The following is a 21,836-nucleotide window of genomic DNA, read 5'->3' on the forward strand; positions in this document are numbered from 1 at the left end:
TCAGCGCCGTGTTGTACGAAGGCCAGTTCCTGGTCTTGTACTTCGTAGGTGACCAACTGCTCATGACAGCCAGCTATCACGCTGGATTCAAACAGTGAATCCCTCAGCCAATTTGTGCAACAAAGCCGTGACAAGGGCCGCTTTCTGGCGCTGATCGCGGCGGGGCACACCCCGGCGGGAACGGTTCCCCATGCGGGAACCGGAAAACCTGTGCCGTACGTGACGCCGGGCGACATTGCAGCGTTTCGCCGGCGTTTCATGACATCCAGCATGATGGAGAGGGAGTTTGGTCTTCACAAGCGAACCTGTCTCGCCCGGCTGAGAGCGGCCGGTGTTACCCCCTTTTCCCCCGACGGTCAGGATTACGGCTTTCTGTACGAGCGTCAGGACGTGGAGAAGGTGCTACGCTCCGTCGATTCGTGACCCCGGATGTCCCAAGAGCATTCGTGACTGCGCCTGACCGCCCTTCAATGGGACGTGTCGTCCGAGCAAGATCAGGCCCCCGAGCCTGCCGGCCGAAATCGCAGAAAGCAACTATTGTCGAAAGTCGCGGTGTCATGGCCGAATGATACTGACTTCGCCGCCCCCCCTAACTGTGTGAAGTGGTCAAGAAGGCCCCAGAAAAAAGCGTTCGTAAGAACTTAACGCAGATTCCATGAAGGTAGAACTTCCAGGAAGAATATCTCTTGACAGCCTATGCGCATGCTTATGCTTTCGTTTGCGCACTCATCTGCTTATTTTGACTCCATATTTTTCAGGTGGTTTTGGCGACCCCGGCAGGATTCGAACCTGCAACCTGCCCCTTAGGAGGGGGCTGCTCTATCCAGTTGAGCCACGGGGCCGCGTGCGCCCCTCTTTAGCGGCAGTGTTGCGGCTTGTCATCGCCGAGTTCCGCTTTGACGTCAGGAAATTCGCAACGCTTGAACTGGTATCGGTGTTTGCGATAACGCTTGATCATATTCGCTGAAGGACGATCCCGCCTTGGCCAAACCTGTCAACCGCCCCCTGACCCTGCGCGATGTCTCCGAGGCGTCAGGCGTTTCCGAAATGACCGTCAGCCGGGTGCTGCGCAATCGCGGCGACGTTTCGCAGGCTACGCGGGAGAAGGTGCTCGAGGCCGCAAGGGCGCTGGGCTATGTGCCCAACAAGATCGCCGGCGCGCTGGCGTCGAACCGGGTGAACCTGGTGGCGGTGGTGATTCCGTCGATTTCCAACATGGTCTTTCCCGAGGTGATGAGCGGGATCAGCGACGCGCTGGAGGAAACCGCCCTGCAGCCGGTGGTGGGGATCACGGGTTATAGCCCGGAAAAAGAGGAAAAGGTTCTCTACGAGATGCTGTCGTGGCGGCCTTCGGGGGTGATCGTGGCCGGGCTCGAACATTCCGAGGGCAGCCGGGCGATGTTGCAGGCTGCTGGTATCCCGGTGGTCGAGATCATGGATGTGGACGGCACGCCGATCGATTCGGTGGTCGGCATCTCGCACCGGCGCGCGGGTCGAAAGATGGCGCAGGCGATCCTCAAGGACGGTTACGAACATATCGCCTTTCTCGGCACGAAGATGGCGCAGGACCACCGGGCGCGCAAACGCTTCGAGGGGTTTACCGAGGCGCTGGCCAAGGCCGGGGTCGAGATCGAGGACCGCGAATTCTATTCCGGCGGTTCGGCGCTGGCCAAGGGGCGCGAGATGACCAAGGCCGTTCTTGAGCGTTCGCCCGACCTGGATTTCTTCTATTATTCCAATGACCTGATCGGCGCGGGTGGGCTGCTTTACCTGCTTGAGGCGGGCTATGACATCCCCGGCCGGATGGGGCTGGCCGGGTTCAACGGGCTGGACCTGTGCAAGGGGCTGCCGCGCGAACTGGCGAGCATGGATTCGTGCCGCTACGAGATCGGGCGCAAGGCGGCCGAGATCATCGCCGGCCGGGTCGACGAGGACGACGGCGAAGCCGAGCCAGAGCGTATCGTTCTGGAGCCGACGATCAGCCACGGGGATACGCTGCGGCGAAGGTAGCCGCAAAGACGCCATTTCTGTCGCAGATGGAACAGACCCTCTCGCCGGTTTCTGACCGGTTTCGGGAAATGGCGCCATGCCTCGCAACACCCAGGGAGAGGGACAGGGAATGAAGGTCGGATTCATAGGTCTGGGAAATGTCGGCGGCAAGCTGGCCGGCTCGCTGCTGCGCAACGGTATCGACTTGTCGGTGCACGATCTTGACGCGGGGCTGGTCGGCAGTTTTGTCGAACGCGGGGCCAAGGTGGGCGACAGCCCTGCCGAGATGATGCGCGCGTGCGATACGGTGATCACGTGCCTGCCGCCGTGCTGGACGAGATGCTGCCCGAGGTCGGGCCGGACAAGATCTGGCTGGAAATGTCCACTACGGAAGAGGCCGAGGTGCGCCGCCTGGGCGCCGAGGTGATCGCGCGCGGTGGCACGGCGGCCGATTGCCCGGTTTCGGGCGGGTGCCACCGCGCCGATACCGGCAACATCTCGATCTTTGCGGGCTGCGATCGCGCCAGTTTCGAGCGTGTGTTGCCGCTGTTGACGGTGATGGGGCGGCGCGTGCTGCATACCGGCGATCTTGGCACCGCCTCGACCCTGAAGGTGATGACCAACTACCTGGCCACCGCCAACCTGCTGACCTGCTGCGAGGCGCTGGTGACGATGAAGGCCGCCGGTATCGACCTGGCCACGACCTATGACGCCATCGCCATCAGTTCCGGCACCTCCTTCGTGCATGAGACCGAAAGCCAGGTGATCCTGAACGGCAGCCGCAACATCAATTTCACCATGGACCTGGTGAAAAAGGATATCGGCCTCTTCCAGGAGATTGCCGATCGCGCCGGCGTGCCGCTGGAAATATCGCCGCTGATGATCGAGATATTCAGGGACGGCATCAGCCGCTATGGCGAACGGGCGCAGTCCGACGATATCATCCGCCGGCTGGAAGAGGCGACAGGGCTGAACATCACTGCGCCCGGCTTTCCTGCCGAGATGACGGATGACGAACCCGAAGAGCCGGGATACGAGGTCATCCCCCACGGGCGCACCGCGTCGTAGGCCTGCCCGCCGCAACTGTATGTTAACCCTGCCGCCCCGATTCTGTTGATTTCGGGAGTGCGGTCCTGCCAAAATCCGACTGGGGAATTGTGGGATCGGTGCGATGCTTATGCTGGTGGGCATGATGGGTATGTTGGCCGTCGGGGCCGTCGCCTTTATGGGTGCGGATGACGAAGATGAAGCTCTTGCCCGCGGTTCGGTCGAGGGCGAAGCCGGCAATGGCGCGGATGCGGCCGGTGGCGGGATGACCGATGTCGGCGCGTTGCTGGACGGCGGGCCGGAAATGCCCGCGGCAGGCATGGATCAGACCGCGGACGGACCCGCCGCCGGCCCTGACCAGGGTGACGACACGCAAGGCGCCGTCGGGGACGGGGACATTGATGCCACGGACGATGCCGGCCAGGATGCGGACCCCGAAACATCCGTTGACTGGGGCATCACCACCGGCGGCGATGAGGACGACACCCTGACTGGCACCGGGAGCAATGATTTCCTGGTCGCCTATGGCGGTGACGACATGGCGTCCGGCGGTGAAGGCACCGACCAGATCGAGGGCGGCGAAGGTGACGACAGCCTGTTCGGCGAGGCCGGCGACGACACTCTGCACGGACAGGAGGGCGATGACCTGGCCGAGGGCGGCAGCGGCGATGATGACCTATACGGCCATGGCGGCGACGATACCCTGCTGGGGGGCGAAGGCGATGACAGCCTTGCCGGCGGCATGGGCGATGACATGGCGGATGGCGGTGCGGGCGATGACGCGGTACATGGCTATTACGGCAACGACACGCTGACTGGCGGTGACGGGGCGGATACGCTATTCGGCGGGTATGGCGACGATCTGGTGAACGGGCTTGGCCCCGACGGAGAGGATGACGGCATGACTGATTACCTGAACGGTGGCGACGGGGCAGATAACATCATCGCCGGGGCGGCGGATGTCGTGACCGGCGGCGCCGGGGCCGACACCATGCTGCTGGGCGGCGATACCGGCACCGGCCCGGTGATCGAAATCATGGATTTCGTTTCCGAAGAGGACAGCCTGCTGATCGAGTATGACCACAATGGCGAGATGCCCGAGGTCGATCTTGTCCGCGACGAGGATCAAGAGGGGCTGTTTCGGGTTCTGCTCGACGGGGCAGAGGTGGCATTGGTGCACAGCGCCGGAGGAATGGGCCTTGACGATATCGCGCTGGTACCGCGCGGCGTGATCTGACGCACCGGGCGCGGGATTTTCCCTTTCCATTTCGTGCGATTCCTCCTATACGCGCCCATCTGCCGCAGAGTCGGCTGATATCTCCCACAGGACCTTGCTGGACGACATCCCGGCTTGTGCCCTTCACATCTGTTCCGAAAAGGAGACCCCGATGTCGATCACTGCCGAAGAAAAGGCCCGCGTCATCAAGGAATACGGCACCAAGGAAGGCGACACCGGTTCGCCCGAGGTGCAGGTTGCGATCCTGACGTCGCGGATCACCACGCTGACCGAGCATTTCAAGATCCACAAGAAAGACAACCACGGTCGCCGTGGTCTGCTGATGCTGGTGGCCCAGCGCCGCAAGCTGCTGGATTACCTGAAGGGCAAGGATGAGGGCCGTTACCAGGACCTGATCAAGCGCCTCGGCATCCGCCGCTAGGAATTTCGATCCGGATGGATCGGGAAGCGCCCGCCTCGGACAGAGGCGGGCGTTTTGTTGTTGGGGGGATCGGCCTGGAACCTTTCGCCCACGACCGCATCGTTCCTTGTGGGCGCGGGGGCGATATGGCGGTATCATTGCTATCATGACCGTTGAACCGAGGCTGGATATCATTGGCGCGGCGCTGGCCGATCCCAGCCGCACGCGCATATTGTGCGAGCTGATGGGCGGGCGGGCGTTCACCAACAAGGAACTGGCCTGCGCCGCCGGTATCGCGCCGCAGACCGCAACCGCGCATCTGAAGCAGCTTGAAGCGGCCGGCCTGACGGTATCGTTGCGCAGCGGGCGGCATGTCTATCACCGGATTGCCGGCGCGGAGGTCGCTGCCGTGCTGGAACGGCTGGCCAGCCTGTCACTCACAGATCACCTGGCCCGGCCGGGGAGCGCTGGCGCGGACACACGCCTGGCGCGCAGCTGTTACAACCACATCGCCGGGCGACTTGGTGTCCTGATGTCAGACCGCTTGATTGCCACGGGGGTATTGAGCGTTACGGGCGATGCCGTAACGCCCGGGCCGCGGTATGGAGAATTCCTCGGCGATATCGGGATAGAGCCCATTCGCGGGGCAAAATCCCCGGCGAAACTCTGCCTCGACTGGACGGAACGGCGGCATCATATCGCCGGCCCGCTGGCCACGGCAATTCTGCAAAGGGCGCTGGAGGCCGGGTGGCTGGAACGCCGCACCGGCAGCCGTGCCCTGACCGTCACCGACAGCGGTTTCGCGGCGCTCGATCGCTGGTTCGGTATTGCTGGCGACGAACTCGGCTCCGTTCACGCCGTGTGAGTTCGACCGATAGCGAACCGTCTTTCCCCTCGGGAGGGAGTTTCCGCGCTAGTGATGGCGGGCAACCAGACGGGGGATGCCATGCCGCTGCCACAGCTGAAGAACGACAGGTTCATTCCCGAAGGAGGGCTGAGGATCGTCGTGCAGGTACCGGATGCGCATGTTCAACGGATCATCGACGCAGTTCTCACTGCCGCCCCGCTTCGATATGGCGGCTATGACCGCGTGATTTTCAGGACAGCACCGGGCATCCAGCAATTCAGGTCATTGGGCACCGGGCGCAACGTGGCGACCGAAACAGCGGTCGAGGTGCCCTGCGCAGAGCTTTCGTTCTTTATCGCCCGCGATGACGCCGCGACGGTGCAGGTTCTCAAGGCGGTCTATGCGGCCCATCCCTATGAGGAGCCGCTGATCCATGTCATCCCGTGCCTGCGCACGCTGCACATCCACGGACTGGACGAGGACAACCCCAACCGGTTCTGGAACCGGGAACCAGAGGACTGGGTGCCTGAACCGCACCGTTAGCCGTCCGGTCCTATCCGTGAGCCGCGCGACTGCGAAACATCGCCGCTTTCAATTGTGGCCAATCTCCTCTATAGGGGCGCATCCGAGACGTGATGCCCCTGACCCCGGGCGCATGAACAGGATAAGGGGTCGGCGGCAATGGGGCCGCCATTGAAACGGAGGACTTGGGATACGCCCAAGAGTGCCTCCAGACAGGAAACGACATATGTTCAACGAAGTTAAGAAGACCATGCAGTGGGGCGAAGAGACGCTCACACTGGAAAGCGGGCGTGTCGCCCGACAGGCCGATGGTTCGGTCATCGCCACCCTGGGTGAAACCACGGTCATGGCAGCCGTGACCTTTGCCAAGGAACCCAAGGAGGGGCAGAGCTTTTTCCCCCTCACTGTCCACTACCAGGAAAAATACTATGCTGCGGGCAAGGTGCCCGGCGGCTTTTTCAAGCGCGAGGCGCGTCCGACCGAGAAAGAGACGCTGACCGCGCGCCTGATCGACCGGCCGATCCGGCCGCTGTTCGCACCCGGTTTCAAGAACGAAGTGCTGGTGATGTGCACCGTGCTGAGCCACGACCTGGTCAACGACCCGGATATTGTGGCGATGATCGCGGCCAGCGCCGCGCTGACCATCTCGGGCGTGCCTTTCATGGGGCCGATCGCCGGCTGCCGTGTCGGGTACTCGGATGGCGAATACATCCTCAACCCCGAGGTCGAGGACATGCACCAGCTGCGCCTCAATCCCGATCAGCGGCTCGACCTGGTGGTCGCCGGTACGCGGGATGCGGTGATGATGGTCGAATCCGAGGCTTACGAGCTGTCCGAGGAAGAGATGCTGGGCGCCGTCACCTTTGCGCATGAGCAGATCCAGCCGGTGATCGACCTGATCGTGTCGCTGGCAGAGGAATGCGCGAAGGAACCCTTTGACTATTCCCCGCCGGATTACAGCGAGCTGTTCGAAGCGGTCCGCGCAGCGGGCGAAGAGGGGATGCGCGCGGCTTATGCAATCCTCGACAAGCAGGAACGCCAGACCGCCGTTGCCAACGTCAAGGCCAAGGTCATCGAGGCGCTGAGCGAAGAGCAGCAGGCAGACGCCAACCTGTCGGCGGCGCTGAAAAAGCTCGAGTCGACGGTTCTGCGCGGTGACGTGGTCAAGTCGGGCAAGCGGATCGACGGCCGCGCACTGGACGAGGTTCGCCCGATCGTGTCGGAAACCGGCCTGCTGCCGCGGACCCACGGTTCGGCCCTGTTCACCCGTGGCGAGACGCAAAGCCTGGTGGTGACCACGCTGGGCACTGGCGACGATGAACAGATCATCGACGCGCTGCACGGTAATTTCCGCTCGAACTTCCTGCTGCACTACAACTTCCCGCCCTACTCGGTGGGTGAGGCGGGGCGCGTTGGCCCTCCGGGCCGGCGTGAGGTTGGGCATGGCAAACTGGCCTGGCGTGCGTTGCAGGCGGTTCTGCCGGCGCCGACCGATTTCCCCTATACCATCCGTGTGGTCAGCGAGATCACCGAATCGAATGGCTCATCCTCGATGGCCTCGGTTTGCGGCGGTTCGCTGTCGATGATGGATGCGGGCGTGCCGCTCAAGGCGCCGGTTGCCGGCGTTGCGATGGGCCTGGTTCTGGAAGAGGATGGCTCCTACGGTATCCTGACCGACATCCTGGGCGACGAGGATCACCTCGGCGACATGGATTTCAAGGTTGCGGGCACCGAAAATGGCATCACCTCGCTGCAGATGGACATCAAGGTCGCGGGCATTACCCCCGAGATCATGAAGAACGCTCTGGCGCAGGCCCGCAATGGCCGCTTGCACATCCTGGGCGAGATGGCCAAGGCGCTGACCGAGGCTGGTGATTTCTCGGTTCACGCACCGCGCATCGAGACGATGACCGTTCCGACCGACAAGATCCGTGAAGTGATCGGTTCGGGCGGCAAGGTGATCCGCGAGATCGTCGAGGTTTCGGGCGCCAAGGTCGACATCAACGACGATGGCGTCATCAAGATTGCATCGCCCAACGGCGACGCGATCCAGAAGGCGTATGACATGATCCACGCCATCGTGGCTGAGCCCGAAGAGGGGCACATCTACAAGGGCACCGTGGTCAAGATCGTCGATTTCGGCGCCTTCGTGAACTTCTTCGGCAAGCGCGACGGGCTGGTGCATGTCAGCCAGATCGAGAACCGCCGCCTGAACCACCCCTCGGACGTTCTGAAAGAGGGCCAGGAGGTCTGGGTCAAGCTGCTGGGCTTTGACGACCGCGGCAAGGTGCGCCTGTCGATGAAAATGGTCGACCAGGAAACCGGCGAAGAGATGAAGAAGGAAGACGCAGAGGACTGAGTTTGTGGTCAGTCCTGACGCTATTTGGCCCCGGCGGAAACGCCGGGGCCTTTTTCATGCCCGGTTGCGCGCGTCCTCCAAAATCATGTCGGCGGCCTTTTCCGCGATCATGATCGTGGGCGCGTTGGTGTTGCCGCTGGTGATGGTCGGCATAACCGAGGCATCGACCACGCGCAGGCCGTCGACCCCGCGCAGGCGCAGGCGCGCATCAAGCGGGGTGTTGTCCTCTGCCCCCATTCGGACGGTGCTGACCGGGTGAAAGATGGTGGTGCCGATGTCGCCCGCGGCGCGGACAAGCTCCGCATCCGACCGGGCGTCTGAACCCGGCATGATCTCGGTGGGCGCGAAGTGCTGCATCGGCTCTTGTTCGATGATCCGGCGGGCAAGGCGGATCGACGCCGCGGCAACCTGTCTGTCCCCTTCGGTTGACAGGTAGTTGGGGGCGATGACCGGCGCGGTCTGCGGGTCGGGTGATGCGATGGAGACATGCCCGCGCGCCTCGGGGCGCAGGTTGCAGACGCTGGCGGTGATTGCAGGGAAATTGTGCAGCGGCTCGCCAAAGGCGTCGAGCGAAAGCGGCTGAACATGGAACTCCAGGTCGGGCGTGGCCAGTTCCGGCCGTGACTTGGCAAAGGCGCCCAACTGGCTGGGTGCCATCGCCATGGGGCCGGAACGCTTGAATGCGTATTCCAGTGCGATGGCCATCTTCCCCCAAAGCGAGTTGGCCATGGTGTTGAGCGTCTTGGCGCCCGACAGCCGCCACGCGCAGCGCAGTTGCAGGTGGTCCTGCAGGTTGCGGCCGATGCCGGGAATGTCGCGCACGACGTTGATGCCGTGTTCGTGCAGCAGCTCACCGGGTCCCAGCCCCGACAGTTGCAACAGTTGCGGGCTGCTGATCGCCCCGGCGGACAGGATCACCTCAGCCCGGGCGCGTGCGGTCCGGCGTTCGCCGTTATGCGAATACTCGACCCCCACGGCGCGGCCAGCCTCAACAATGATGCGCTGTGTATGGGCATGGGTTTCCACCTTCAGGCCCGGCCCGGTGCCCGCGCGCAGGAACGCCTTGGCGGTGGTCATGCGCCAGCCGTTGCGCTGGTTGACCTTGAAATAGCCGACGCCCTCGTTGTTGCCGGTGTTGAAGTCCGTTGTCGCGGGCAGCCCGGCGGCCACGGCGGCATCGCGCCAGTGGTCGAGCACGTTCCAGTGCAGGCGCATGTTTTCCACCCGCCATTCACCGCCTTCGCCGTGATGTTCTGACGCGCCGTCGACGTAATCCTCTGATCGCTTGAAATAGGGCAGAACGTCATCCCAGCCCCAGCCGGGCAGGCCCATCTGACGCCAGCCGTCATAATCGGCGGCCTGGCCCCGCATGTAGATCATGCCGTTGATGGCGCTGCACCCGCCCAGCACCTTGCCACGGGGGTATAGCAGCGAGCGGCCGTTCAGGCCGGGTTCTTCGGCGGTGCGAAAACACCAGTCAGTGCGCGGGTTGCCGATGCAGTAGAGATACCCGACAGGGATATGCACCCAGTGATAATTGTCGCGCCCGCCGGCCTCTAGCAGCAGCACGGAATGCCCCGCCCGGCTAAGGCGGTTGGCCAGAACGCAACCGGCGCTGCCGGCACCTACGATGATGTAATCTGTTTCCATGACGGCAATTTGACCGCAGCCGGATGGGTTGGCAAGTGGATCGGTGTTGTCCGCCGCTCAGAGAGGCAGGGCAGTGGTGCTGGAAACGGTGCGCAGTGAAAAGCTGGACTGCATCTTGGCCACGCCGGGCAGGCGGGCAAGGTGCTGGCGGTGGATGCGGGCGAAATCCTCGGTGCTGTCGGCCACGACCTTGAGGATGTAATCCGCCGCGCCGGCGGTGTGGTGGCATTCCAGCACGTCGGGGATGCGGCGCACAGCCTTCTCGAACGCTTCGAGCACGTCATCGGCCTGGGTCGAAAGGGTGATCTCGACAAAGATCGTCGCCGAAACCCCCAGCTTGTGCGAATCGAGCAGGGCGACGTAGCCGCGGATGTAGCCGTCTTTTTCCAGCCGGCCGACACGGCGGTGGCAGGCGCTGGCGGACAGGTTCACCGCCTCGGCCAGGTCGGCGTTGGAAATCCGGCCGTTGCGCTGAAGCACCGACAGCAGGCGACGGTCTGTTGCATCGAGTGTCATATTCGCAATAATCTTCGATAACTACAGTAGTACCTCGAAGAACCCGCGCAGATTTGTCAAGGAGAGGGAGAATATTTCAACCCAATTCCGTTCGGGTTGGGGCATTCTGGCCCAATGATTATGACAACATGCCACAGGGAGGAACGGCGCATGAAGATCGGATGCCCGACAGAAATCAAACCGCAGGAATATCGTGTCGGCCTGACGCCCAACGCCGTGCGCGAAGCGGTGGCGCATGGTCATCAGGTGATGATGCAGGCCGGCGCGGGCGAAGGTGCCGGCTTCACGGATGCGACCTATGAGGCCGCCGGTGCCCGGATTGCCGAGACCGCCGAAGAGGTATTCGCCGAGGTAGATATGATCGTGAAGGTCAAGGAACCGCAGGCGGTCGAACGCAAGATGCTGCGCGAGGGGCAGGTTCTGTTCACCTACCTGCACCTGGCCCCCGACCCCGAACAGACCAAAGACCTGCTTGCGTCGGGCTGTACCGCCATCGCCTATGAAACCGTGACCGACGCGCGCGGCGGGCTGCCGCTGCTGGCGCCGATGTCAGAGGTGGCGGGCCGGCTGGCGCCGCAAAGCGGGGCCTGGGCGCTGCAAAAGGCCAATGGCGGCAGCGGTGTGCTGATGGGCGGTGTGCCCGGTGTGCGCCCGGCCAACGTGGCGATCATCGGCGGCGGCGTCGTCGGGGCGGCGGCGGCGCGGGTGGCTGTCGGCATGGGGGCCAATGTCACCGTGCTGGACCGGTCGGTGCCGCGGCTTTCCTATCTCGATGACGTGTTCATGGGGCGGCTGACGACGCAGTATTCCGACGCCGCCGCGCTGGAGGAGCTGATCCCGCGGATGGACATGGTGATCGGCGCGGTGCTGATCCCGGGGGCGGCGGCGCCCAAGCTGATTCGCCGCAACCAGCTGACGCAGATGAAGCCGGGATCGGTGCTGGTCGACGTGGCCATCGACCAGGGCGGCTGTTTTGAAACCTCGCGCCCGACCACCCATGCCGAGCCGATATTCGAGATCGACGGCGTGGTGCATTACTGCGTGGCGAACATGCCGGGCGCGGTGGCGCGGACCTCGACCCAGGCGCTGGGCAACGCGACGATGCCGTTCATGCTGGCGCTGGCGGACAAGGGCTGGAAACAGGCCTGTGCTGACGATCCGCATTTGTTGGATGGCCTCAACGTGCATGCCGGGCAGCTGACCTATTACGCGGTGGGCAAGGCGCTGGGCATCGACGTGATTTCACCCCAAATGGCGATCAGGGCTTAGCCCGGCATACCGGTGCGGGCGGGCTGAGACTTCCCTCCCGTCTATGTGCGCCCGGCGCCGGGTTTTGGCCGCTCCCTTCGGGGGCGGTCTTTTTTTGTCGCGACGTTGGCGGGCATCTTGCCTTGGTTGATATTATGTGCATACATAATAATCAGTAAGGGACCGATCGAAAGGCGCTGCCGATGCTGTTGCGGAATGCAAGTGTTGCCACCATGGCCGGGGATGCGCCCTATGGGCTGATCGAGGGCGCGGCGGTTTCGATCGACGTCGGCAAGGTGCGCTGGGTCGGGGCCGAGTGTGACCTGCCCCCCGCGCTGGCCGAGGCCGGCGAGGACATGGAGGGCCGGCTGATCACCCCGGCGCTGATCGATTGCCATACGCATGTTGTCTTTGGCGGCGACCGCGCGGGCGAGTTCGAGATGCGCCTCGAAGGGGCGAGCTATGAAGAGGTGGCGCGCGCCGGTGGCGGCATCGTGTCGACCGTGCGGGCCACGCGCGCCGCGTCCGAGGATGCGTTGCTGACTGACGCATTGCGGCGGGTCGATGCGCTGATCGCCGAGGGCGTGAGCGTGATCGAGGTCAAGTCCGGCTATGGGCTGGATATCGAGACCGAGCTCAAGATGCTGCGCGTCGCGCGAAGAATTGCCACCGTGCGCGATATCTGGGTCAGGACCACCTTTCTGGGCGCCCATGCCGTGCCCGAGGAATATAAAGGCCGCAACGCCGCCTATATCGCCGAGGTCTGCCTGCCCGCGCTAGAGGCCGCGGCCAAGGCCGGGCTGGCCGATGCGGTCGACGCCTTTTGCGAGGGCATCGCCTTTTCGGTCGAAGAGATCGCCCCGGTCTTTGATCGCGCCAGAAAGCTGGGCCTGCCCGTCAAACTGCATGCCGAACAGCTCAGCAATATCGGCGGCACCCGGATGGCGGCGGAATACGGCGCGCTGTCGGCGGATCACGTCGAATACGCTGATGCGGGTGACGCGGCTGCGCTGGCGAAATCGGGTAGCGTGGCGGTGTTGCTGCCGGGGGCCTTCTATACCCTGCACGAAACGCAGGTGCCGCCGGTTGCGGCATTCCGCGAACATGGCGTGCCGATGGCGCTGGCCACCGATTGCAATCCCGGATCGTCGCCCATGACATCACTGCTGCTGGCCATGAACATGGGCTGCACGCTGTTCCGCCTGACCCCCGAAGAGGCGCTGGCAGGCGTCACGCGCAACGCGGCAAAGGCGCTGGGGCTGGACGATTGCGGGGTGATCGCGCCGGGCAAACGCGCCGACCTGGCGATATGGGATGCGGAACGCCCAGCAGAACTGGCCTATCGCATCGGCTTCACCCCGCTGCATCGGCGGATTTTCGGAGGTGTGGAATGACCGAGGTTCTGACGCCCGGCTGCGCGACGCTCGACCAGCTGGAACGTATCTGGCGCGAGGGGCGCGCGGCGACGCTTGATCGTTCGGTGCAGCCGGATGTCGAGGCGGCGGCCCAACTGGTGGCGTGCGCAGCGGCGGGTGAAGAGGCCGTCTACGGCGTCAACACCGGTTTCGGCAAGCTGGCCAGCGTCAAGATCCCGCCCGAGCAGACCGAGGCGCTGCAACGCAACCTGATCCTCAGCCATTGCTGCGGGGTGGGCGAGCCGCTGGCCGAGGACGCGGTGCGACTGATGATGGTGCTCAAGCTCTTGTCGCTGGGGCGCGGGGCCTCTGGCGTGCGCTGGCAGACGGTGCGCCTGATCGAAGAGATGCTGGCGCGCGGGGTAATCCCGGTGGTGCCCGAACAGGGGTCGGTCGGCGCCTCGGGCGACCTGGCGCCGCTGGCGCATCTGGCGGCGGTCATGATCGGCGCGGGCGAGGCAATGATCGGCGGCCAACGGATGGACGGTGCGGCGGCGTTGGCGCAGGCGGGGTTGGAGCCTGTCGTCCTGGGCCCCAAGGAGGGGCTGGCGCTGATCAACGGCACCCAGTTTTCCACCGCCCTGGCGCTGATCGGGTTCTGGCAGGCATGGCGCAACGCCACCGCCTGTATCGTGACCTCGGCGCTGTCGACGGATGCGATCATGGGGTCCACCGCGCCCTTGGTGGATACCATCCATACCCTGCGCGGCCATCCCGGCCAGATCGAGGCCGCCCGCGCGCAGCGCGCGCTGATGGAGGGCAGCGAGATCCGCGAAAGCCACCGCGAAGGCGACAGCCGCGTGCAGGACCCTTATTGCATCCGCTGCCAGGCGCAGGTCAGCGGCGCGGCCATCGACCTGTTGCGCCAGGCCGGCAGGACGCTGGAAATCGAGGCCAACGCCGTCACCGACAACCCGCTGGTGTTGGTGGCCGAGGGGCGCATCGTGTCGGGCGGGAATTTCCATGCCGAACCGGTCGGCTTTGCCGCCGACCAGATCGCCGTGGCGCTGGCCGAGATCGGCGCCATCGCCCAGCGGCGCGTGGCGCTGATGGTCGATCCGACGCTGAGCTTTGATTTGCCGCCGTTCCTGACGCCCGAGCCGGGGCTGAATTCCGGCCTGATGATCGCCGAGGTGACGACCGCCGCCCTGATGAGCGAGAACAAGCACCTGGCCAATCCCTGCACCACCGATTCGACGCCGACATCCGCCAACCAGGAGGACCATGTCAGCATGGCGGCCCATGCCGCCCGGCGGCTGGGGCGGATGAACGCCAATCTCAACACCATCCTGGGGGTCGAGGCGATCTGCGCCGCGCAGGGCATCGGATTCCGTGCGCCGCTGGCGACCAGTGCTGCCCTGCAACGCGCGGTGGCGCGGTTGCGCGAGGCGGTGCCGGCGCTGGCCGAGGATCGCTATCTCGCCCCCGACCTGGCGGCGGCGGCGGCACTGGTGCGTGATGGAGCCTTGGCCGGCGCGGCTGGGCTCGAGATGAAGCTGGGAGAAGTGTGATGGATCAGCCTTGCTCAATGACGAAACAGGTGCGCCCATGACCCCCGTCGAGGTGATCCGCGGCGACGGGCCGGTGGTGCTGGGCATGCCGCATACCGGGCTGCATGTTCCCGACGACATCCGGGCGCGGCTGAACCCGCGCGGGCGCGGGCTGGACGATACCGACTGGAATATCCACAAGCTTTATGAGGGGTTGCTGCCCGGCGTCACCGTGGTGCGCGCCACCTTTCACCGCTACGTCATCGACGCCAACCGCGACCCGTCGGGCGTTTCGCTTTATCCGGGGCAGAACACCACCGGGCTGGTGCCGCTGACCGATTTCGACGGCGAACCGATCTGGGAGACCCCGCCGACTGAGGCCGACATCATCGCCCGGCGGCAGGCGTTTCATGCCCCCTATCACGCCGCGCTGGAGGCCGAACTTGCCCGTGTGCAGGCACTCCACGGGGTGGTGGTGCTGTACGATTGCCACTCGATCCGCTCGCATATCCCGTTCCTGTTCGACGGCACGTTGCCCGATTTCAACATCGGTACCAATGACGGGACGACCTGCGCGCCAAAGGTGGCCGAGGCAGTGGCCGGGATCGCAGGGGCAGCCGAAGGGTTCAGCAGCATCCTGAACGGGCGCTTCAAGGGCGGCTGGACCACCCGCCATTACGGCCGACCCGCCGAGGGACGCCACGCGATCCAGATGGAACTGGCGCAATCGACCTACATGCACGAGGCGGCGCCGTGGGAATACGACCACGATCGCGCCGACCGCCTGCGCCCGCATCTGCGCACGATACTGGAAAGCCTGGACAGGCTGGCCCGCCAAGGAGAGCTGACATGACCAACCCCCGCCACAACACGCGTGACATCTATCCAGATACCGGCCCCGAGATCTCGGCCAAGTCCTGGCTGACCGAGGCGCCGATGCGGATGCTGATGAATAACCTGCACCCCGACGTGGCCGAGAACCCGCATGAGCTGGTGGTCTATGGCGGCATCGGTCGCGCCGCCCGCACATGGGAGGATTTCGACCGCATCGTCGACACGCTCAAGGGGCTTGAAGATGACGAGACCTTGCTGGTGCAGTCGGGCAAGCCGGTGGGCGTGTTCCGCACCCATGCGGATGCGCCGCGGGTGCTGATCGCCAACTCCAACCTGGTGCCGCACTGGGCGACCTGGGACCATTTCAGCGAACTCGACCGCAAGGGGCTGATGATGTACGGCCAGATGACGGCCGGCAGCTGGATCTATATCGGCAGCCAGGGCATCGTGCAGGGCACCTTCGAGACCTTCGCCGAGGCCGGGCGACAGCACTATGACGGCAACCTCAAGGGGCGCTGGATCCTGACCGGCGGGCTGGGCGGCATGGGCGGCGCGCAGCCGCTGGCGGCGGTCTTTGCCGGGGCGTGCTGCCTGGCGGTTGAATGCGACGAAACCCGCGCCGAATTCCGCAAGCGCACCCGTTATGTCGACGAGATAACTCATTCGCTGGACGAGGCGCTGGGGATGATCGACCGCTGGACCAAGGCGGGCGAGGCCAGGTCGGTCGCGCTGATCGGCAACGCCGCGGATGTCTTTCCCGAGTTGGTCAGGCGCGGGGTCAAGCCGGACATCGTGACCGACCAGACCAGCGCCCATGACCCGGTGCATGGCTACCTGCCGCAGGGCTGGACCGTGGCGGAATGGCGGGCGAAGCAGGAAACCGACCCCAAGGCGGTGGAAAAGGTCGCCCGCGCCAGCATGAAGGTGCATGTGCAGGCAATGGTCGATTTCTGGAACGCCGGCGTGCCGACGCTGGATTACGGCAACAACATCCGGCAGGTGGCGCTGGAAGAGGGGCTGGAAAACGCATTCGCCTTTCCCGGCTTCGTACCGGCCTATATCCGCCCGCTTTTCTGCCGCGGGGTGGGGCCGTTCCGCTGGTGCGCGTTGTCGGGTGATCCCGAAGATATTTACCGCACCGACCAGAAGATGAAGGAGCTGTTCCCCAACGACACCCACCTGCACCAGTGGCTGGATATGGCGCGTGACCGCATCGCCTTTCAGGGCCTGCCGGCGCGGATCTGCTGGATCGGCCTGGGCGAGCGGCACAAGGCCGGGCTTGCGTTTAACGAGATGGTGCGCAAGGGCGAGCTGAAGGCGCCGGTGGTGATCGGGCGCGATCACCTCGACAGCGGATCGGTGGCCAGCCCCAACCGCGAGACAGAGGCGATGAAGGACGGATCGGACGCGGTCAGCGACTGGCCGCTTTTGAATGCGCTGCTCAACACCGCCAGCGGGGCGACCTGGGTCAGCCTGCATCACGGCGGCGGCGTCGGCATGGGCTTTTCGCAGCATTCCGGCATGGTGATCTGTTGCGACGGCACCGAAGACGCCGACCGCCGCATCGGGCGGGTGCTGTGGAACGACCCGGCAACCGGGGTCATGCGCCACGCCGATGCCGGCTATGAGATCGCCATCGACTGCGCGCGCAAGCACGGGTTGAACCTGCCGGGGATCCTTGGGTGATCCGCAAAGTCATCATACCCGTCCGGGGCCTGACCCGGGACCCCGCTGCTGGACAGGAGGCCCCGGATCAGGTCCGGGGCGTGATGTGAGCCTTGAGCGGTTCATAGAGGCGCAGGCGCGCATCTGGCCCGCCCCGCTGGAAGAAATCCGCCGCGGGCAGAAGGTCAGCCACTGGATGTGGTACGTCTTTCCGCAGTTGCGCGGGCTGGGGCGGTCGGGAACGGCGCAACACTATGGCATTGCTGATCTGGACGAGGCGCGCGCCTTTCTGGCCCATCCGGTGCTGGGGCCGCGCCTGCTGGAGATCGGGCGGGCGATGTTGGCGCATGCCGACCGGCCAGCCGAGGATATCCTTGGCCCCGTGGATGCGCTCAAGCTGCGATCCTGCGCCACGCTCTTTCGTGCCGCGGGCGGCGCAGAGGACGTGTTTGGCGCGCTGATTGATGCGTTTTTTTCTGGCACGGAATGTCGATTGACGAAAGACTTGCTGCATCAGGGCGGCAAGGCATCCGGTGTGGACGCCGGATGACCAAAAAGACTCAAACACCCAAAGGAGGTAGACCAAACGAAACGACGTGATTTCATCAGGGCCGGGGCGCCTGCAACGCAGCGATGCCGGGGCTGCCGACTGGGATGCCCTCGGCGGTGTTCTGACCGGCGCGCATGCGTTGACTTTCGCCGCCCTGTCGACAACGCTTTGACGGCAGGGACCAGGAAGGGCGAGCAATGCCGCAGGAAAGATCGGGGCAGGTGGTCGGGGTGGATGTGGGCGGCACCTTTACCGACCTGTTGCAGCTCGATCAGACGACCGGCGCGGTGCGGCTGGCCAAGGTGCCCAGCACCCCGGAAAACCAGGCCCACGGCGTGCTGGATGCGCTGCGGGCGGCCGAATGCGAACTGGCCGCGCTCGACCTGATCGTGCATGGCACCACCACCACCACAAACGCGATGCTGGAACGCAAGCTCAGCCGCACCGGGCTGATCACCACGGAGGGGTTCCGCGACGTGCTGGAACTGGGCCGGCGCACGCGGCCGCAGGCCTATGGCATGACCGGGCATTTCGAGCCGATCATCCCGCGCGACCTGCGCGTCGAGGTGCCAGAGCGGATGGACGCCGCCGGGCGCGTGGTGGAAGCGCTCGATGAAAAGGCAGTGCTGGCCGCTGCGCAGGAGTTGCTGGCGCAGGGTTGCGAATCGGTGGTGGTGCATTTCCTGCACGCCTATGCGAACCCCGCGCACGAGCTGCGCGCGGGCGAGGTGCTGGCGGATGCCTGGCCAAACGGCCATGTCACGCTTGGCCATGCCATCCTGCAGGAAAGCCGCGAGTTCGAGCGCGGTGTGACCGCGGCGATCAACGCATCGGTGCAGCCGATCCTGGAACGCTACCTTTCGCGGCTGGCCGACCGGCTGGCCGAGGGGGGGTATGAGCGCGACGTTCTGGTGATGAACGGCAATGGCGGCATGGTGTCTTCGCGCTTTGTCGCGCGCGAGGCCGCCAAGACGGTGATGTCGGGGCCGGCCTCGGGCGTGATGGCGGCGGCCTATACCGGCCGGGTGGCGGGCATGCCCGACCTGCTGACCTATGACATGGGCGGCACCTCGACCGATGTGGCGCTGGTGCGCGGGGCCGAGCCGGCGGTGTCGAACGAGATCGAGATCGAATACGCCATGCCGATCCATGTGCCGATGGTCGATGTGCGCACGGTGGGCGCCGGCGGCGGGTCGATCGCGCGGGTGAACTCTGCCGGGCTGTTGCAGGTGGGGCCGGAAAGCGCCGGCGCTGACCCCGGGCCGGTCTGCTATGGCCGGGGCGGGACAGAGCCGACGATATCGGACGCCAACCTGCTGCTGGGCCGGCTTGATCCGGGGCGGTTGGCGGTTCGGGGCGGGGTGACGCTGAAGACGGTCGAAGAGGTCTTTGCCGAGCGGCTGGGCCAACCCCTGGGCCTGTCGGCGGTTGATGCGGCGCAGGCGGTGATCGAGGTGGCCAACACGCGCATGGCGGGCGCAATCCGCATGGTGTCGCTGTCGCTGGGCGCCGATCCGCGCGACTTTGCGCTCTTTGCTTTTGGCGGCGCCGGGCCGCTGCACGCCGCCGCGCTGGCGCGGGAACTGGGCGTGCCAAGGGTACTGGTGCCCAGCCGGCCGGGGATCACCAACGCCATTGGCTGCGTGGTGGCCGATCTGCGCCACGACTATGTGCAGACGATCAACACCCCGCTCGATGTGCTGGCAGAGGGGCGGCTGGCCGAAATCTATGCCGCGCAGCGGGCCGAGGGCGAACGCCAGATCGCGCGGGAGCGTGTGGAAATCCGCGGGGTTCGCCACCTTTACAGCGTCGACATGCAGTTCGCCGGGCAGACGCACCTGCTGCGGGTGGATCTCGACAGCCCCGATGTGGACAACGCCACCCTGCGCGCGCAATTCGAGGCGGCGTATTTCGCGCGCTTCCGGGTGCGGCTGGATGATATCCGCGCGCAGGTGGTCAACGTCAATTGTTCGGTCATCGGGGCGCGGGTGCCGCTGGACCTGTCGACGCTGATCGACCCGGAGGGGCGCAGGGCAACGATTGATGAGGCCCGCACCGGAACGCGCGCGGTACGGTTCGGGGCCGGAACGCTGGAAACCCCGGTCTATTGGCGCGATCACCTGCCGCTGGATTTCACGCTGCAAGGCCCGGCCATTGTCGAGCAGATGGACACCACCGTGCTGATCGGGCCGGACGATCAAGCGACCGGTGACGCGCATGGCAATATCGTCATTCATGTGGGGGGCGCGACATGAGCCTTGACCCCGTCACCCTGTCGGTCATCCAGGCCGGGCTGCAACAAGTCTGTGACGAGATGGACCTGGCGTTTTCTCGGGCGGCCTTTTCGCCGGTGATCGCCGAGGCGAATGATCGGTCCGACGGTATCTACAGCGCGCAGGACGGGGCGTTGATCGCGCAGGGCGCGGGCGGGCTGCCGGTCTTTGTCGGGACGATGCAGTATTCCACTGCGACGCTGATCTCCATGATTGCCGAGGGGCGCGCCGGCGCGCCGGAGCCAGGCGACATCTATATCGTCAATGACCCCTATTTGGGCGGCACGCACCTGATGGACGTGCGCTTTGCCCGGCCTTATTTCCGCGCCGGGCGGTTGTGGTGCTGGCTGTCCAATACCGGCCATTGGCCAGATACCGGCGGCGCCGTGCCGGGCGGGTTTTCGGCCTCGGCCACGGCGGTCGAGCAAGAGGGGCTGCGCCTGCCGCCGGTCAAGCTGTTCAAGCGCGGCGAGATGGACCGCGAGATCTATGCTATCATCTGTTCCAACATCCGCGTGGCCGACCAGCGCATCGGCGACGTCAAGGCGCAGGCGGCGGCGCTGGAACTGGGGGCAGGCCGACTGGATGCGCTGCTGGACCGCTACGGCGATGACACCGTGGAAGAAGCCATAGACGAGCTGCGCCACCGCGCGGCGGCGCAGATGACGGGTTTCGTCGCCACCATTCCGCCCGGCCCGCACCAGGCGGTGGCCTGGGTCGACAGCGACGGCGTGGTGAACGAGCCGCTGGCGATCCGGCTGGTGGTGACGCGCAACGGCGACGTGCTGGAGTTCGATTTCACCGGTTCCAGCCCGCCTTGCGCGGGGCCGATGAACTCGGTCCGGGCGACGACGCTCAGCTCGGTCTACCTGGCCATGCGGCACATCTTTCCCGAGGTGCCGATCAGCGCCGGTGCCTTCGAGCCGCTGAAGGTGACGGGGATCGAGGGCACATTCCTGGATGCGCAGTATCCGCGCCCGGTGTCGGGCTGCGCCGCCGAGGTCAGCCAGCGCATTGCCGAGGCGGTTTTCGCCGCGCTGGTTGATGCGATCCCGGATCGCGTCACTGCCGCGCCGGCGGGTACCTCGGGCAATTTTGCGCTGGGCGGGCACGACCCGGAACGCGGGCGCGATTTCGTCATGTACCAGCTTTCAGGTGGCGGCTATGGCGGCTGGGCGGGGGGTGATGGCATCTCCAACGGCTGTTCCACCATAGGCATTTCCAAGGCACCGCCGGTCGAGATCATGGAACAGGCCTTTCCGGTGCTCTACCGCCGCTACGCGCTGCGCGAGGGGTCGGGCGGGGCCGGGCAGCATCGCGGCGGTTTCGGCCTCGATTACGAGGTGGAGCTGCGGCGCGGCGATGCCAAGGCCAGCTTCGTGATGGATCACGGCCGCTTTGGGCCACAGGGCGTACTGGGCGGTGGCGATGGCGCCGTCAACGAGGTCACGGTATGGCGCGGGGGCAAGCCCTATACCCCGGCGCACCTGTCCAAGGAACAGGACATCCCCCTTGCCCCCGGCGACAGGGTGCGGGTGAAGACCCCCGGTGGCGGCGGCTATGGCGACCCGTTGCAGCGCGATCCGGCGCTGGTGGCGCGCGACGTCGCGCTGGGGCGCTACGGCGCGGCGCAGGCCGAGGACCTGTTCGGCGTGGTGCTGGGCGCTGGTGGTGCGGTTGATGCATCCGCGACGACGCGGCGGCGGGCGCGCTGAGGCACCGCAACGCACGCCGGTGTCAGTCATCGGTAACGTATTGCCCCCTAGACCCGTGCGGCCATTTGCCCACGGGAGT

General features: G+C 65.3%; 18 protein-coding genes, 1 tRNA gene and 1 pseudogene. 17 read left to right on the forward strand and 3 right to left on the reverse strand.

Annotated elements, in window-relative coordinates; translation table 11 throughout:
- Nucleotides 1–114 precede the first annotated feature (114 nt).
- Nucleotides 115–423: a hypothetical protein gene (locus DL899_RS19420; protein WP_162685575.1), complete on the forward strand. Its 309-nt coding sequence runs from the start codon at nt 115–117 to the stop codon at nt 421–423.
- Between the two features lie 342 nt (nt 424–765).
- On the opposite strand, the gene DL899_RS12900 is transcribed toward DL899_RS19420, so the two are convergent.
- Nucleotides 766–842: transfer RNA gene (locus tag DL899_RS12900), tRNA-Arg, on the reverse strand.
- 139 nt (nt 843–981) lie between these two features.
- Between DL899_RS12900 and DL899_RS12905 the strand changes: the two genes are divergently transcribed.
- The 8 genes and pseudogenes from DL899_RS12905 to pnp all read left to right on the forward strand — a co-directional run bounded on the left by DL899_RS12905 (nt 982) and on the right by pnp (nt 8,401).
- Nucleotides 982–2,010, forward strand: coding sequence for a LacI family DNA-binding transcriptional regulator (locus tag DL899_RS12905; RefSeq protein WP_111734774.1), 1,029 nt, complete (start codon nt 982–984; stop codon nt 2,008–2,010).
- A gap of 109 nt (nt 2,011–2,119) precedes the next feature.
- Nucleotides 2,120–2,514, forward strand: a pseudogene (locus DL899_RS19890) (NAD(P)-binding domain-containing protein); the annotation flags it as partial.
- Between the two features lie 90 nt (nt 2,515–2,604).
- The gene (locus tag DL899_RS19895; protein WP_239494703.1) at nt 2,605–3,057 is read left to right on the forward strand and encodes an NAD-binding protein; all 453 of its coding nucleotides are present in this window, start codon (nt 2,605–2,607) and stop codon (nt 3,055–3,057) included.
- A gap of 103 nt (nt 3,058–3,160) precedes the next feature.
- Nucleotides 3,161–4,273, forward strand: a complete 1,113-nt coding sequence (locus DL899_RS12915) for a calcium-binding protein (RefSeq protein ID WP_111734775.1) — start codon at nt 3,161–3,163, stop codon at nt 4,271–4,273.
- Nucleotides 4,274–4,424: 151 nt separating this feature from the next.
- Nucleotides 4,425–4,694: a 30S ribosomal protein S15 gene (rpsO, locus tag DL899_RS12920; RefSeq protein WP_111734844.1), complete on the forward strand. Its 270-nt coding sequence runs from the start codon at nt 4,425–4,427 to the stop codon at nt 4,692–4,694.
- A 145-nt stretch (nt 4,695–4,839) separates the two neighbouring features.
- Nucleotides 4,840–5,538, forward strand: coding sequence for an ArsR/SmtB family transcription factor (locus DL899_RS12925; protein WP_111734776.1), 699 nt, complete (start codon nt 4,840–4,842; stop codon nt 5,536–5,538).
- An 81-nt stretch (nt 5,539–5,619) separates the two neighbouring features.
- Nucleotides 5,620–6,063 (forward strand): YqfO family protein, encoded by a 444-nt coding sequence (locus DL899_RS12930; RefSeq protein WP_239494701.1) that lies wholly within the window; start codon nt 5,620–5,622, stop codon nt 6,061–6,063.
- A gap of 205 nt (nt 6,064–6,268) precedes the next feature.
- Nucleotides 6,269–8,401, forward strand: coding sequence for a polyribonucleotide nucleotidyltransferase (gene pnp, locus DL899_RS12935; RefSeq protein ID WP_111734777.1), 2,133 nt, complete (start codon nt 6,269–6,271; stop codon nt 8,399–8,401).
- 54 nt (nt 8,402–8,455) lie between these two features.
- Here pnp and DL899_RS12940 read toward each other — a convergent pair whose 3' ends face one another.
- Together DL899_RS12940 and DL899_RS12945 are read right to left on the reverse strand one after the other, a co-directional pair.
- Nucleotides 8,456–10,051 (reverse strand): GMC family oxidoreductase, encoded by a 1,596-nt coding sequence (locus tag DL899_RS12940; RefSeq protein ID WP_111734778.1) that lies wholly within the window; start codon nt 10,049–10,051, stop codon nt 8,456–8,458.
- Between the two features lie 57 nt (nt 10,052–10,108).
- Nucleotides 10,109–10,567 carry an Lrp/AsnC family transcriptional regulator gene (locus DL899_RS12945; RefSeq protein ID WP_111734779.1) on the reverse strand — a complete coding sequence of 153 codons (459 nt, stop codon included), beginning with the start codon at nt 10,565–10,567 and terminating at the stop codon, nt 10,109–10,111.
- A gap of 150 nt (nt 10,568–10,717) precedes the next feature.
- On the opposite strand from DL899_RS12945, the gene ald reads away from it, so the two are divergent.
- The 8 genes from ald (at nt 10,718) to DL899_RS12985 (ending at nt 21,757) form a co-directional block, all read left to right on the forward strand.
- On the forward strand, nt 10,718–11,836 hold the full coding sequence (ald, locus tag DL899_RS12950; RefSeq protein ID WP_111734780.1) for an alanine dehydrogenase: 1,119 nt from the start codon (nt 10,718–10,720) through the stop codon (nt 11,834–11,836).
- A gap of 182 nt (nt 11,837–12,018) precedes the next feature.
- Nucleotides 12,019–13,209 (forward strand): imidazolonepropionase, encoded by a 1,191-nt coding sequence (gene hutI, locus DL899_RS12955; protein ID WP_111734781.1) that lies wholly within the window; start codon nt 12,019–12,021, stop codon nt 13,207–13,209.
- Complete coding sequence (hutH, locus tag DL899_RS12960; RefSeq protein ID WP_111734782.1) at nt 13,206–14,741, forward strand: histidine ammonia-lyase; 1,536 nt, start codon at nt 13,206–13,208, stop codon at nt 14,739–14,741. The genes hutI and hutH overlap by 4 nt, the downstream gene beginning before the upstream one ends.
- A gap of 37 nt (nt 14,742–14,778) precedes the next feature.
- A complete protein-coding gene (gene hutG, locus DL899_RS12965; protein WP_111734783.1) occupies nt 14,779–15,573 on the forward strand; it encodes an N-formylglutamate deformylase in 795 nt (264 codons plus the stop codon).
- Complete coding sequence (hutU, locus tag DL899_RS12970) at nt 15,570–17,240, forward strand: urocanate hydratase (protein ID WP_111734784.1); 1,671 nt, start codon at nt 15,570–15,572, stop codon at nt 17,238–17,240. The genes hutG and hutU overlap by 4 nt, the downstream gene beginning before the upstream one ends.
- A gap of 85 nt (nt 17,241–17,325) precedes the next feature.
- Nucleotides 17,326–17,769 (forward strand): DUF1810 domain-containing protein, encoded by a 444-nt coding sequence (locus DL899_RS12975; RefSeq protein ID WP_111734785.1) that lies wholly within the window; start codon nt 17,326–17,328, stop codon nt 17,767–17,769.
- A gap of 197 nt (nt 17,770–17,966) precedes the next feature.
- Nucleotides 17,967–20,024 (forward strand): hydantoinase/oxoprolinase family protein, encoded by a 2,058-nt coding sequence (locus DL899_RS12980; RefSeq protein ID WP_111734786.1) that lies wholly within the window; start codon nt 17,967–17,969, stop codon nt 20,022–20,024.
- Nucleotides 20,021–21,757 carry a hydantoinase B/oxoprolinase family protein gene (locus tag DL899_RS12985; protein ID WP_111734787.1) on the forward strand — a complete coding sequence of 579 codons (1,737 nt, stop codon included), beginning with the start codon at nt 20,021–20,023 and terminating at the stop codon, nt 21,755–21,757. The genes DL899_RS12980 and DL899_RS12985 overlap by 4 nt, the downstream gene beginning before the upstream one ends.
- Nucleotides 21,758–21,836 lie beyond the last annotated feature (79 nt).

The organism is Roseovarius amoyensis (assembly GCF_003260265.1).
GTDB classification, from domain to species: domain Bacteria; phylum Pseudomonadota; class Alphaproteobacteria; order Rhodobacterales; family Rhodobacteraceae; genus Roseovarius; species Roseovarius amoyensis.

Coding starts and splice junctions, on each gene's coding strand:
- DL899_RS12915 (WP_111734775.1), top strand. CDS start 3,161: ATGCTTATGCTGGTGGGCATGATGGGTATGTTGGCCGTCGGGGCCGTC.
- DL899_RS12930 (WP_239494701.1), top strand. CDS start 5,620: ATGCCGCTGCCACAGCTGAAGAACGACAGGTTCATTCCCGAAGGAGGG.
- DL899_RS12945 (WP_111734779.1), bottom strand. CDS start 10,567: ATGACACTCGATGCAACAGACCGTCGCCTGCTGTCGGTGCTTCAGCGC.
- hutH (WP_111734782.1), top strand. CDS start 13,206: ATGACCGAGGTTCTGACGCCCGGCTGCGCGACGCTCGACCAGCTGGAA.
- DL899_RS12985 (WP_111734787.1), top strand. CDS start 20,021: ATGAGCCTTGACCCCGTCACCCTGTCGGTCATCCAGGCCGGGCTGCAA.
- DL899_RS12940 (WP_111734778.1), bottom strand. CDS start 10,051: ATGGAAACAGATTACATCATCGTAGGTGCCGGCAGCGCCGGTTGCGTT.
- DL899_RS19895 (WP_239494703.1), top strand. CDS start 2,605: ATGACCAACTACCTGGCCACCGCCAACCTGCTGACCTGCTGCGAGGCG.
- rpsO (WP_111734844.1), top strand. CDS start 4,425: ATGTCGATCACTGCCGAAGAAAAGGCCCGCGTCATCAAGGAATACGGC.
- hutU (WP_111734784.1), top strand. CDS start 15,570: ATGACCAACCCCCGCCACAACACGCGTGACATCTATCCAGATACCGGC.
- pnp (WP_111734777.1), top strand. CDS start 6,269: ATGTTCAACGAAGTTAAGAAGACCATGCAGTGGGGCGAAGAGACGCTC.
- hutI (WP_111734781.1), top strand. CDS start 12,019: ATGCTGTTGCGGAATGCAAGTGTTGCCACCATGGCCGGGGATGCGCCC.
- hutG (WP_111734783.1), top strand. CDS start 14,779: ATGACCCCCGTCGAGGTGATCCGCGGCGACGGGCCGGTGGTGCTGGGC.
- ald (WP_111734780.1), top strand. CDS start 10,718: ATGAAGATCGGATGCCCGACAGAAATCAAACCGCAGGAATATCGTGTC.
- DL899_RS12925 (WP_111734776.1), top strand. CDS start 4,840: ATGACCGTTGAACCGAGGCTGGATATCATTGGCGCGGCGCTGGCCGAT.
- DL899_RS12980 (WP_111734786.1), top strand. CDS start 17,967: ATGCCGCAGGAAAGATCGGGGCAGGTGGTCGGGGTGGATGTGGGCGGC.